General features: G+C 48.7%; 7 protein-coding genes. 6 read left to right on the top strand and 1 reads right to left on the bottom strand.

Features of this window, described 5'->3' with window-relative positions:
- The first annotated feature begins 15 nt into the window (after nucleotides 1-15).
- The 3 genes from JTN23_RS19265 (at nucleotide 16) to JTN23_RS19255 (ending at nucleotide 4,110) form a co-directional block, all read left to right on the top strand.
- Nucleotides 16-549 (top strand): cupredoxin domain-containing protein, encoded by a 534-nt coding sequence (locus JTN23_RS19265; RefSeq protein ID WP_247236662.1) that lies wholly within the window; start codon nucleotides 16-18, stop codon nucleotides 547-549.
- Nucleotides 550-732: 183 nt separating this feature from the next.
- A complete protein-coding gene (locus JTN23_RS19260; RefSeq protein ID WP_247236661.1) occupies nucleotides 733-3,675 on the top strand; it encodes a DEAD/DEAH box helicase in 2,943 nt (980 codons plus the stop codon).
- Nucleotides 3,676-3,711: 36 nt separating this feature from the next.
- Nucleotides 3,712-4,110 (top strand): VOC family protein, encoded by a 399-nt coding sequence (locus JTN23_RS19255; RefSeq protein ID WP_247236660.1) that lies wholly within the window; start codon nucleotides 3,712-3,714, stop codon nucleotides 4,108-4,110.
- Nucleotides 4,111-4,131: 21 nt separating this feature from the next.
- On the opposite strand, the gene JTN23_RS19250 is transcribed toward JTN23_RS19255, so the two are convergent.
- On the bottom strand, nucleotides 4,132-5,001 hold the full coding sequence (locus tag JTN23_RS19250; protein ID WP_247236659.1) for an AraC family transcriptional regulator: 870 nt from the start codon (nucleotides 4,999-5,001) through the stop codon (nucleotides 4,132-4,134).
- Nucleotides 5,002-5,262: 261 nt separating this feature from the next.
- On the opposite strand from JTN23_RS19250, the gene JTN23_RS19245 reads away from it, so the two are divergent.
- The 3 genes from JTN23_RS19245 to JTN23_RS19235 all read left to right on the top strand — a co-directional run bounded on the left by JTN23_RS19245 (nucleotide 5,263) and on the right by JTN23_RS19235 (nucleotide 13,296).
- Nucleotides 5,263-8,427, top strand: a complete 3,165-nt coding sequence (locus tag JTN23_RS19245; protein WP_247236658.1) for a SusC/RagA family TonB-linked outer membrane protein — start codon at nucleotides 5,263-5,265, stop codon at nucleotides 8,425-8,427.
- Nucleotides 8,428-8,446: 19 nt separating this feature from the next.
- On the top strand, nucleotides 8,447-9,916 hold the full coding sequence (locus JTN23_RS19240) for a RagB/SusD family nutrient uptake outer membrane protein (RefSeq protein WP_247236657.1): 1,470 nt from the start codon (nucleotides 8,447-8,449) through the stop codon (nucleotides 9,914-9,916).
- 77 nt (nucleotides 9,917-9,993) lie between these two features.
- Entirely contained in the window at nucleotides 9,994-13,296 is a 3,303-nt protein-coding gene (locus JTN23_RS19235) for a VCBS repeat-containing protein (RefSeq protein WP_247236656.1), read from the top strand.

Genomic DNA, 13,296 nt, shown 5'->3' with positions numbered 1-13,296 from the left:
CGAATCCTTAACGTAATGGGTGCGGCCGCGGGAGGTCCTGATTTCTATCTGACAACAGTCATTCTGGCTTTGATTGTTGTTACGCTGGTGGCCGGAGTGTTTGCTTTAATCTTCAACTACAGAAGTGGCTTTGAACATGTAGCCAGCCGGTGGGCCGGCAGATCATTATATATGCTTATGGGAGTGGTACTTGGTGTATATTTTTTATACTACCTTTTACCGGATAGCAAAACTGCTCTGACGGGTGTCAGCGCCGGAATCCCAACTTTGACAATGCTTAATCCGGAAGAGACGATTCATGTAGAAGCCGGTAAACCAGTAGTGATGAAAGTGAAAAATGAATCTCCCTTTGCCATTGCACTGCATATAGATGATCTTGGAGTACATACCGTGATAGCAAGCGGAGAACGGCTTATTACTCTGAATCCTTCAAGACCTGGTCATTATAAGTATATTGGTACGATGTGCTTCCATGGTAAAGAAACTCCAGCTCATGGATTACGTACCCCAGGTGGCAAATTACTGGAAGGAGTTATTGTTGCTGAATGATAATGTACTATTCAGTCAGTTAAGATCAATACCTATTGATGTAATAAAGCTGTACTACTTGTATGAGTACAGCTTTATTACATGTAAAGGCATATACCGATAGGTTGTTTGCGAGTAACTTTGTAGAATCAGAAGTCCAGCTAAGCGCAGGTTCTGTATAACCTGAAAGAAAGATACGTGTTGATGCATCCAAAACAACCATTTGAACCATTCGGAAAGGGTAAAAATACCAGTAGTACCGGTAGTACAGAACCCTCTGATGAGGAGTTTCTACTTAAGTACCTAGCGACCAAAGGCGGGGTATCCGGGGATGCCCCTGCTGCCAAACGAATCGTTGTCATTGGGAAGCATAAGTACTATGATCTGTTCAACGCGCAGCTCATGGACTGTCAGCTCAGCGATAAGGGCGAACTGCGGGCTCCTTTTATACCAGTCAACCCCGTGGACTTGATCTGGAATACCAGGAGCCCCGAAGAGCTGAAGTTTTACGCGGCTATCATCAAGTTTCAAACCTACTACGAAAAGTCAATAGCTGATGCCGAGGGGCTAAAAGCACTCATCCATAATCCCCTGAAGTACGAGTTCTACCTCCACGATAGTAGCGTCTCCGAGAAGATCACCACCCGCTCTCTGTCGCCGGTTCAGCTCAGCCGGCCTCAGGTAGATTTTAAGGTACAGATCAGCCTGGGTGAGAAATACTACCACGTGCACAGTGACCTGAAGCTGGATGATGCCTACTGTCCCCTGACCCGCGTCTCCCTCCGATTTGACCATTTCCTAGTACTTGATAGCAACTGGTACCTGTTTGAGAACAGCAACGTCATAGATGCCATCACTTACTTTATCAGGCATGACAACGCTATTCAATTAGATCTCGATGCTTTACTGCAGTTTCAGCTAGAGGTATTGGCCAATTTGGAAACCCATGTACAGGTACACCACGGGTACCTGAAACCAGCAACCAAAGCACAGTTGAAGGGGGGAGGATTCGATCAGTCGCCGGAAAAGTTTATTTACCTGTCCGATCTGGGTGAGTATGTACTGATCAATCCGGTGATGCGGTACGGCGACATTGATATTCCTGTCCTGACCAAGCGGCAGATCTACACCCAGGACATCAGAGGGAATCTATTCGGAGTGACCCGGGATGGTCGGGCAGAGGACGAATTCATCGCCCTGCTGATCCAGCAGCACCCTGATTTCTGGGAGCAGATGGAAAATCCGCTCCAGTACTTCTACCTGCACAAGACCCGGTTCCTGGACGAAAGCTGGTTTCTGGATGCTTTTGAGGAGTGGACGGCTGCCCGTATCACCGTACTTGGATTTAACGAACTGAAAGGCAACAAGCTGAATCCTCACAAAGCAAAAGTGAGCATCTACATTGCCAGCGGCCTAAACTGGTTCAATGCCCTGGTGGATGTACGCTTTGGCCGCAAGAAGGCTTCCCTGAAGCAGTTGCACAAGTCGGTAAAGAACAAGTCGAAGTTTGTCCAGCTGGATGATGGTACCCTGGGCATTCTGCCGGAAGAGTGGCTCAGTAAGCTGGAAGCCTATTTTGCCAGCGGCGAGCTGACTGAAGAGGCTATTCATATACCAAAGACTAATTTCACTGCCGTAGAAAATTTGTTTGAGGCCCATATGGTGGACCAGCAGGTCAGGGAAGAAATCAACCAATACAAGTCAAAGCTTTCGAACTTTACATCCATAGCGCTTGTACCCCTGCCCAAGGATCTTAAAGCTACCCTGCGGCCTTACCAGTGGCAGGGATTAAGTTGGCTAAACTTCCTGGATAGTTTTGGTTTTGGAGGATGCCTGGCGGATGATATGGGTCTGGGAAAAACTGTACAGATCATAGCCTTCATGCTACACCTTCGTGAGAAATATGGCAGGGCTACCCACTTGCTGGTAGTACCTACTTCGCTCATTCATAACTGGGAGGAGGAGATCAGCAGGTTTGCCCCCTCCTTAAAGGTACTGGTACTGCACGGATTAAACCGGGCCAAAAATACCAAGGCATTTGATGAATACGATGTTGTCATTACCTCCTATGGTACCCTTATTTCGGATGTTACCTTTTTGAAAGGGTACGAGTTCAGTTACGTTTTTCTGGATGAGTCTCAGAACATCAAGAATATCTCCTCCCAGCGGTACAAAGCCGCCCGTTTGCTCCAATCCCGTAACCGGATTGCTATATCAGGTACCCCTATTGAGAACAACACGTTTGACATCTACGCGCAGCTGTCGTTTGCCTGCCCGGGCCTGCTGGGTACTCGGACCTATTTCAAAAATACCTACGCTATCCCCATCGACCGCTTCAAGGAGAAGCGGAGTGCCGAGGCCCTACAGGATCTGATAAAACCTTTTGTACTCAGAAGAACCAAGAAAGAAGTAGCCAGCGAGCTGCCAGATAAAACGGAGGTAGTACTATACTGTGAACTGGGGGCCGAGCAGCGTAAGGTGTACGATGCCTACGAGCGGGAGTTCAGGGACTACATCTCAGCAACCAACGAAGATGAGATAACCAAAAACGGAATGCACGTGTTGCGGGGCATTACCAAGCTCCGGCAGATCTGTAACTCACCCCTGCTGCTCAATGACGAAAAAATACATGGAGACACCTCTTCCAAAATTGAGCGGCTGCTGGATCAGCTGAGGGGTATTTCACGAGCACACAAGGTACTCGTATTCTCCCAGTTCGTGTCTATGCTGGACCTGATCAGGAAGGAGTTGAACAAGGAGAAAATCAAGCACGCTTACCTGACGGGTAGTACCCGCAACCGGTCAGAGGTGATCGAACAGTTTCAGCAGGACGAAGAGACACGGGTGTTTCTGATCAGCCTGAAAGCTGGTGGTACGGGTCTAAACTTGACGGCCGCCGATTATGTGTTTCTGGTGGATCCGTGGTGGAACCCTGCGGTAGAGAATCAGGCCATCGACCGGATCTACCGCATAGGTCAGGAGAAGAATGTCATTGCCGTAAGGCTGATCTGTCCGGATACGGTGGAAGAGAAAATCATGCAGATGCAGCAGAATAAAGCCAGGCTGACCATGGACCTGATCAGTACCGATGAAAGCTTCTTTAAATCGCTTACAAAAGAGGATTTATTAGGCTTGATGAACGGGTAACTGCTATATTGCGCGGACTAATCACTAAACAGAAATATGCAGAATACGCTTAAACTGGATTTCCTGGGAGTAGATCACCCGGCCGTAGCCGCCGAGGATGTGGAAGCACTGGCCAACTGGTACTGCGAGGTACTTGGCTACCAGAAGTGGTACCACGACCCCAAGCCCGTATGGATGCTCAAAGCCCCGGATGGTACGCTGCTGGAAGTCATGCCCAGAGATAGTACCCAACGCCCCGAGCGCACCACCTGGACCCCCGGCTGGTCACACGTGGCCTTTCGCGTTGCCAGTATTGCGGATGCGATTGCCTACCTGGATACCAAAGGCGTAGTATGGACCGGTGAGGTAGTAGAAGCCATCGGTGGCGGCAAGGTAAGAAGCGCCATGGACCCGGATGGCAATATGATTCAGATTCTGGAAAGGAGAGGGTTGTAGTACCTGTTCCGGTACTGGAGTTCAAACCCCTTTTACAAATGATCGCTGGTACTGGGTTGGACTTTTGCCAGTGATCTGCTTAAAGTACCTGTTAAAGCCAGAAAACTGGTTGAAACCACTCTCAAAGCACACTTGAGCTATACTGAGCTTTTCTTCCACCAGGAGTTTGCAGGCATTGTTCACCCGTAGCTCCAGCAAAAACTGGAAGTAGGCTTTGCCAGTCCGGGATTTGAAATAGCGACAAAATGAGTTGGGGCTCATATGAGCTACCGCCGCTATTTCTTCCAGGGTGACCTTCCGCTGGAAATTAGCCAGTGAGTAGGTGTATATTTTATTAATACGCTCGGTGTCGGTCTCATCGAAGTACCTGGGGTAATCGACATTAGACAGGTACTCAAGATCTTCCGAGTGAGCGATGTCAGTCAGGATCTGCAGCAGCAATATAATCCTGCTGGAACCCGTTTCCACTAGCAGTTGCTTCAATAGGTATTTAATCTTCTCTTTTACCCGCCCATTTAACCGAATGCCTCGTTTGGATTGCTCGATGAGGTGATAGATCCGTCGGTTTTCAGGGAGTTTCAAAAAGGTACTTCCCCAGAAGCACTCCTGAAAATGCACAACAGTGGCTTTGGCTACCAAATCATCCCGTTCAAAATATTCCTGATTGCAGCGCCAGTAATGCGGCAGATTGGAACCGATCACTAGTATGTCACCCGCTTCAAAATTCTGGATGCTGTTACCTATGAACTGAGTCCCTCTTCCTTCTTCTATGTACACCAGTTCTATCTCAGGGTGATAGTGCCATTTATTATAGAAGTACTGCACCACATCCTGACGCACGCTGAAGGAGCATTCGGTGGCTACGGGTACTTTAAGTAATTGAGGTTTCATACCGACCAATTAAATGAGTTGATATCCGATAAAGCCAATTTCATGTTAATATAATATCAAAAGAGGCTAATCTAATTAAACTACTCCATCGGTTTTTTCCATTGTTTTACGTATACGATTGGATACAACAGCATGATGAAAAGACTGAATATCAGTATGATCATACCATTGTCATAATTGAAGCGGAACAGTAGATGTCTAAGAAAATACACTAGTGCCAATCCACCTACACCTTTACCATTATCTAAACAGTAAAAACGTATGAAAGAACATGTACAGACAGGTTCGTCATTGGTTACTGCTATGAGATGGACGGCCCTACAGCTAGTCTGTACGGTCGTACTCTCGGGCTACACCCTGGCATCTGATGACACCCCCAAAGTAGCCTCGTCCGGCACTATCAACCTTAGAGTAACGGGAGCCGGGCTCAACGCGGAGGATATAACGGTCACCGGTAGGGTAACCGATGAAAACGGATCGGGCCTTCCAGGAGTGAATATACTGGTAAAAGGTACCCAACGTGGTGTCATAACCGGATCGGAAGGTACCTACACAATCAGCGCCCCCAACAATGGCACGCTGATATTCTCCTATATAGGGTATGTGACGCAGGAGGTACTTGTTAGTAATCGCTCTCAGATCAATGTTACGCTGGATGCAGATAATAAGACACTCAATGAAGTGGTGGTAGTGGGCTATGGTGAGCAAAAGAAAAGTAATATTACCGGCTCTATTTCATCCCTGAAAGGGGCTGAAATAGCCAGAGTACAATCACCCAGCTTTGATAATGCCCTACAGGGTAAGGTGCCGGGAGTGTATGTAACTTCTAACGGAGGCCAGCCTGGTGGGGGTATCTCAGTACGTATACGGGGAGTGGGAGCCATCAATAACTCCAACCCGCTCTACATCATCGATGGTGTACAGAGGGACCCGGGAAGTAATGAAAATGCTAACGCATTGGCTAATATCAATCCTAATGATATTGAGTCCATTGATATCCTGAAGGACGCGGCCTCTACGGCTATCTACGGTGCCAGAGCGGCTAATGGGGTAGTACTGATCACGACCAAACGGGGGACAACCGGTAAGCCACAAGTGAGCTATTCCACCTACTATGGCCTCCAGAACCCTTCCCGTAAGATGCCGCGTCCCATGAATGCCATGGAGTTTGCTCAAAACATGAATGCGGCATTTACGGCAGCTGGTCAGAACGCTCCTTTCCCTGATCCGCAATCACTGGGTGAGGGTACTGACTGGCTATCGGCAGGTACCAAACAAGGTACCATTACGGACCACCAGATATCTCTGGCAGGTGGTTCGGCCCGAAACAAGTACTACATCTCGGCCAATTATTTCCGGAATAACGGGATGATGCTGAAAACCCACTTTGAGCGGATGTCTATCCGGATCAATACAGACAATCAAATCAATGACAAGATCAAGGTGGGCAACAGCTTTATGTTTTCCCGCATTGACAGACGTGATAACGGTGCCGGTAACCGTGGGTTCATCCACGGTGCATTTACTGACTTGTATCAGGCACTACCTACCATGCCGGTCTACAATGAGGATGGTACCTTTGCCGGTCCTACCGATGCCCGCCTGGAGCGCAGAGAAAACTTCATAGCACAGGTTCTGCGGCCCAAAGTACTCAATGAATCGTACGATGTCATAGGTAACCTGTACGCGGAATACGAGCCCATCAAGAACCTCAGGTTCCGGACTAGCTTCTCTACCAACTTTATGTTCGGGAATGACTACCGGTTTGACCCCATCTGGTCGTATGGATTGATCAATTCAGGAGGCCTGACAAACCTGTCGGTAGGTAACTCTATATCGCGGCAGTGGATCTGGGAAAATACCTTATTCTATAACAAGAGCTTCGGCAAGCACAACATCGGAGCTCTGGTAGGTACCACGGCACTGGATCTTTCGTACCGCGGCAACTTCCAGTCGGGCCGATACGATACCGACGCTTTCACCGAGATCAACAGCCAGAGTATGAAGTCTATCAACACCAGTACGGGTTCTTCGGAGGAGTCGCTGGCGTCGGTTTTTGGAAGACTTACGTACGACTTCAATGACAAGTACCTGCTGACGATGAATATCCGCCGGGATGGGTCCTCGAAGTTTGGACCTAATAAGAAGTTCGGGGTATTCCCCTCTATTTCGGCCGGCTGGCGGATATCTGAAGAGGCCTTCTTCCCCAAGACTACCTTCCTTGATAATTTGAAAATTAGAGCCGGATACGGTCAGGTAGGTTCGGACGCCATTGGTAACTTCAGGTACCTGGCCCGGGTACAGTCGGGATATAACTACGCCTTTGGCAACCAGTCGGCCATTACCTCACTGGGAGCGGCGCTAGGTGACCTGGGCAACCCGGATATCAAATGGGAAACAGTATCCGAATATAATACCGGTATTGAAGCATCCTTTTTGAACGGTGCCATCAGCTTCTCGGCAGAGTACTTTAACCGTACCCGCACGGATATGCTGCTGACCCTTGACCTGCCGGGTGTATCCGGTCTGAGTACGGTTACTGAGAATACAGGAGAGTTCAGAAACAAAGGGTTTGAGTTCAGCATGGACTACCGCAAGGGACAGGGCGAATTTAAGTACAGCATCAACGCCAACCTGACTACTTTCAACAACAGGGTGATATCACTGGGAGCCAGAGGAGACATCTTCCCCTTCAACTACTCCGGTTCGGGTGGTTCGACGCTAATCAGGGTGGGACAGCCCCTGGGGGTATTCTACGGATTGGTGACGGAGGGGCTTTTCCAGAATCAGGATGAGGTAGATGCGGCGAATGGTATAGACGGCAATCCTGAAACGCCCTATCAGGTAGCCCGTACGGGCCCGGGTGACTTTAAGTACAAAGACTTGAACGGCGACGGACGGATCACGGATGCGGACAAAACGATCATCGGAGACCCTAATCCTAAGTTTACCTTTGGATTGGGAGGAAACTTCTCCTACAAGCGCTTTGACTTGAACCTGCAGTTCTTCGGTGTACAAGGCAATGATATTTTCAACGTAGCCCGTTCTATCCTGGAGTCTTCGGGTAGGGCTTTCAATAAATCATCCACCGTGGTCAATGCCTGGAGTGGACCGGGTACCAGCAATACCATTCCCCGCCCGATCATCACTGATCCCAACTCGAATACGCGTCTGGGCTCGCACCTGATCGAGGATGGCTCTTACGTCCGGCTCCGCAATATCCAGCTGGGCTATACGATTCCAGTTAAGGCCGTCCAGAGTCTGCAGGTGTATCTGGCCGTACAGAATGCCTTTATCTGGACGAAGTTTTCGGGTATAGATCCCGAGGTGGGGCTGGATAGTAACAACAGTGCCATCGCCGGCGTATACCAGGATTTATATCCTCAGGCTCGTACTACCTCATTGGGGGTAAGATGTAATTTCTAACTGCAAATCGACTTGTGTAATGAAAAAAATAAAATACTGTCTGCTGGCACTGGTGGGTATGCTCCTGGCAAGCTGCAATGAGGAGTTTGTGACCAAGCAATTCAAAAACGGCATCGTTGACGAGAACTTCTACAAGACTGCCAAAGATGCCGAACAAGCCCTTACCGGAGTCTATGACCCCATCAGCCGGAAGGGCGTTTACCGCGAATCCATATTTGTATTGGGTGAAAGTTCGTCGGATAACATTGATGAACAAACGGGTGATAACGGAGACTATGGTTTTCACTTCAAAGCCGTGAGTGACTACCGCTGGCTGCCCGATAATCCCTTTATCCGGTCGCGCTGGTACGACTGCTACGCCGGTATATTCAGAGCCAACACTTTTCTGGAAAAAGTACCCGCTATTAACATGGATGAAGCGCTGAAAAAGCAGTACCTGGCGGAGGCAACCTTCCTGCGGGCTCTGTACTACTGGAACCTGGTGATCACCTTCGGGGATGTACCTTTCATGACCAAAGTACTGAAGCCGGAGGAGTACCGTCAGCTGGCCCGAACCGATAAAGCGGAGATTTATAAGCAGATAGAAGCCGATCTGACAAGCGCTATCCCCAATCTACCCATTGCCGAAAGCAACCCCATCGGTCGTGTTACCCGCGGAGCGGCCTTGGGTTTTCTGGGAAGGGTGTACTTGTACCAGAACAAGTGGCAGCAGGCGGCTGACGCATCCAAGCAGGTGGTAGATCTGGGACGGTATAACCTGGTGAGTGACTACATCTCCCTGTTCAATGGCAAGGCCGAAAACAGCCCCGAGGCCTTGATGGAGTTTCAGTCGGTGAGTTTTGCTCCCGGCTACTGGAACGCTGAAACCAAAAGCTCTATTGCCGCTATGTGGAGCCCGGTCATTGGCTGGTCCAACTGGTATACTCCCAGTAAGGAAGTTACGACCATCTTCCCCGAAGGCGATCAGCGTAGAAAATCTATCCTGGTAGCAGGCGCACAACCCGCCGATATGATCGATGTGGATGGTAAAGGAGCTAAGCCTTTCCCAAGTCCACCGATGCGACCTACTTTCTTCAATAATGCCAATGTTCGTAAGTTTCTGCCGGAGGGCAGGGACATCAATGATGTCAATAACTTTGATGTCAATGTACCCATCATACGGTTTGGTGAGGTATTGCTTAATCAGGCAGAAGCCCTGAACGAGCTGGGACGGGGGGCGGATGCCCTGGTACCCCTCAATCAGGTACGAAAAAGAGCGGGACTGCAGCCGGTAACCGAAACCAGCCAGGCCAGCCTACGCGATATTATTAGATTGGAACGTCGTTTGGAGCTTATGTTTGAGGGGCACCGCTTCTTTGATCTGTCACGCTGGGGAAAAGCGGAGGAAGTACTCAGAAAAAAGGGTTTTGTGAAGGGTACCCATGAATATTTCCCGGTACCCCTTTCTGAATTATCAATAATGCCCAACCTGACTCAGTATCCCAAGTAGCATTTCCTCTTATAAGTAATAAACAGAAAGGCAGAAAGTAACTCTTCTGCCTTTCTTTGATACGATCCCTACCTACCATGAGATCCACCCTCTACCCGCTTTTATCACTCCTTGCTTTGGTGTCTTGTACTAAGGCTACCGATACCTTATTTACCTCGTTACCTTCTTCGCATACCGGGATCAGGTTTCAGAACACCATCAGGGAAGATGATCATCATAATGTATTCGACTTTCACCCCATTTATAACGGAGCCGGGGTAGCCTGCGGCGATATCAATAACGACGGACTACCTGACCTGTACTTCACCGGCAATATGGTGGGTGACCGGCTGTATATCAATAAGGGTAACCTCCAGTTTGAAGACATCACTGAGCAGGCAGGCATCCTCAAAAGGGGATGGTCAACGGGCGTCACAATGGCGGATATTAATGCGGACGGCCTGCTGGATATATACGTGAGCAAGTCGGGTAACTACGGAGGAGAAGACAGAGCCAATCAGCTATACATTAACAAAGGCAATGCGGTATTTGAAGAGATAGCAGCATCGTATGGGCTGGCCGATACTACTTTTACCAATCATGCCGCTTTCTTTGATTTTGATAAAGACGGGGACCTGGATGTATACCTGCTTACTACCAGCGCTCTGGAACGTAATACCAATAAAATTGTAAAAGTGATAAACGACGGAACTGGTCTGACGCCGGATAAGCTATACCGGAACAATGGTAATAACACCTTCACCGATATCAGCCGCGAAGCGGGTATCCTGCATGACGGCTATGGCTTAGGGCTGGCTATCGCCGATGTTAATCAGGATGGGTACGATGATGTGCTGGTTTCCAATGACTTCCTGACCAACGACCACCTGTACATCAATAACCAGAACGGCACCTTTAGCGAGGCTTCCGGACAGTACTTCGAACATACCAGCCGGTTTGGTATGGGTAACGAGGTAGCTGACTTCAATAACGACGGCCTCCTGGATGTGGTACAGCTGGATATGCTGCCCCAGTCTGATGAGCAGTTTAAGCGGATGTCGGGCGGGGGCCATTACCTGCAATATGAGACGGAAATGCGGGAAGGCTTTCAACCCCAGTTTATGCGGAATATGCTGCAGCTTAATCTAGGTAAAGCTCCCGATGGACAGGTGAGGTTTGCGGAGATTGGTCAACTGGCGGGGATCCACCGTACCGACTGGAGCTGGGCTCCGTTACTGGCTGACTTTGATAGTGATGGTTATAAAGACCTGTTTGTGACCAATGGGTACCTACGGGATGTAACGGACCTGGACTTTATCAAATACAACCAGTCCTATAATCCCGAAAATGCAACCCTGGAGGCATTCAGGAAGTACATTACAGATAAAGTTAAAGAGCTACCCTCCTGGAACAACTCCAACTTTTTCTACCGCAACAGGGGCGATCTGACTTTTGAGGATGTGACGGAGGAGTGGTCAGGTAAAGTACCTTCCCTGTCCAACGGTGCCACCTATGCCGACCTGGATAATGACGGTGACTTAGACATAGTCAGTAATAATGTGAATGAAGAGGCAATCATACTACGGAATGATGCCAGGGCTAAGAACTACCTGCAGCTAAGTCTGAAGGGAACCGACCTGAATCGTTTTGGACTGGGAGCCACGGTCACTATTTATTCGAGTGATAAGTTGCAGAAGCAGGTACTGCAGCCGATACGTGGGTATGCTTCCTCGGTGGATCCCCGGTTTTACTTCGGGCTTGGTACATCTACTCGTATAGATTCATTGGTGATCGACTGGCCAGATGGAAAAGCACAGAGGCTTGAAAGGGTCAATGCCAATCAGCACCTGGTACTCGATTATAAAAATGCAACATTTAAGGGTAAGCAAGTACCTGCTGAACCCCAACCCTTTGTACAGGAGCTCGATCTTATTCAGTATACGCACCTGGATGAGCCGTATCTGGATTACAACTACGATGAACGGATGCTCCCGCACAGGTTCTCGCAGCAGGGGCCCAAAATGGCAAAAGGAGATATAAACGGGGATGGTCTGGATGATATATTTATTGGAGGTTCTTACCTGCATGAGGGGCAGTTTTTTGTACAGAACAGCAATGGCTCTTTCTCACCCCAGAAGCTGACCAACCACACTTCTGTCAAAAATGAAGAAGATGTGGGAGTACTTCTGTTTGACTCGGATCAGGATGGCGATCTGGATCTTTACCTGGTAAGTGGCTCCAATGAGTACTCCGATGGCTCACAGTACTTCCAGGACAGGCTCTACCTCAACGATGGTAAAGGCCGGTTTAGGTTGGCTCCCAACCGCTTACCCACCATCCGTCACAGCGGATCATGTATCAAAGCCGCCGATATGGACAACGATGGTGACCTGGATCTGTTCCGTGGGGGACGGCTTACCCCCTCCCAATTTCCGGTAGCCGGTAATTCGTATGTACTCCGGAATGATGGAGGGATTTTTACGGATATTACCCCTACCGTACCCAGTATCCGGAAAGCAGGCATGGTGACCGATGCCGAGTGGGTGGATATTGATAATGACCAGTGGGTGGATCTGGTCGTAGTGGGTGAGATGATGCCCATCCGGATCTTCAAAAACAACAAAGGAAGTCTTACTCCCTTTGAGCATAATTTAAAAGCTACCGAAGGATTCTGGAACTGTATCAGGGGAGCTGATTTTGATCAGGATGGCGACATAGATTTCATGGTGGGTAATTTGGGATTGAACACCCGTTTCAGACTTTCGGAAAAAGAGCCTCTGACCGTTTACGGAAAGGATTTTGACGGTAATGGCAGCTTTGATGCTATTCCTGCTTACTGGGCCAATGGCAAAGAGGTACCTATGGCTGGTCGTGATATTTTTATGGAGCAGTTGCCTACCTGGCGTTCCCGTTTCCAATCGTATGGCAACTACTCCAAAGCTACCATCCAAGATATACTTAACGAGGAACAAATCCGCAGCTCAGCTACTGCAAAAGCTCATTGGCAGGAGAGTATCTATCTTGAAAATCAGGGGGGAGGAAAGTTCACCATCAAAAAGCTACCGCTGCTGGCTCAGTTTGCTCCTATTCAGAGTATAGCTGTTACAGATATAAATGATGATGGTCATCCGGATGCACTTCTGGTAGGCAATGATTACAGCACCGAGCCTGTAATGGGTAGATACGATGCTTTCGTAGGACTGGTACTACTAGGAGATAGTAAGGGAGGTTTTACACCCCAGTTATATTTAAAAACAGGATTTGTAGCGGAAGGAGACTGTAAGGATATAGTAGTACTGAATGATAAGTATATAGTAGTATCCCGTAATTCAGACAAGGTCAAACTCTTTCAGGTACAACTCTACAAGCCATCTATCCAGCGGGTCATAGCCAGCAAGTAG

The organism is Telluribacter roseus, assembly GCF_017355915.2.
GTDB lineage: Bacteria > Bacteroidota > Bacteroidia > Cytophagales > Spirosomataceae > Telluribacter.
This window is presented reverse-complemented; position numbering and strand designations above follow the sequence as displayed.

What these genes read in the sequence shown, in the direction of transcription:
- JTN23_RS19245 (WP_247236658.1), top strand. Translation starts at nt 5,263, where the DNA reads ATGAAAGAACATGTACAGACAGGTTCGTCATTGGTTACTGCTATGAGA.
- JTN23_RS19240 (WP_247236657.1), top strand. Translation starts at nt 8,447, where the DNA reads ATGAAAAAAATAAAATACTGTCTGCTGGCACTGGTGGGTATGCTCCTG.
- JTN23_RS19265 (WP_247236662.1), top strand. Translation starts at nt 16, where the DNA reads ATGGGTGCGGCCGCGGGAGGTCCTGATTTCTATCTGACAACAGTCATT.
- JTN23_RS19250 (WP_247236659.1), bottom strand. Translation starts at nt 5,001, where the DNA reads ATGAAACCTCAATTACTTAAAGTACCCGTAGCCACCGAATGCTCCTTC.
- JTN23_RS19260 (WP_247236661.1), top strand. Translation starts at nt 733, where the DNA reads ATGCATCCAAAACAACCATTTGAACCATTCGGAAAGGGTAAAAATACC.
- JTN23_RS19255 (WP_247236660.1), top strand. Translation starts at nt 3,712, where the DNA reads ATGCAGAATACGCTTAAACTGGATTTCCTGGGAGTAGATCACCCGGCC.
- JTN23_RS19235 (WP_247236656.1), top strand. Translation starts at nt 9,994, where the DNA reads ATGAGATCCACCCTCTACCCGCTTTTATCACTCCTTGCTTTGGTGTCT.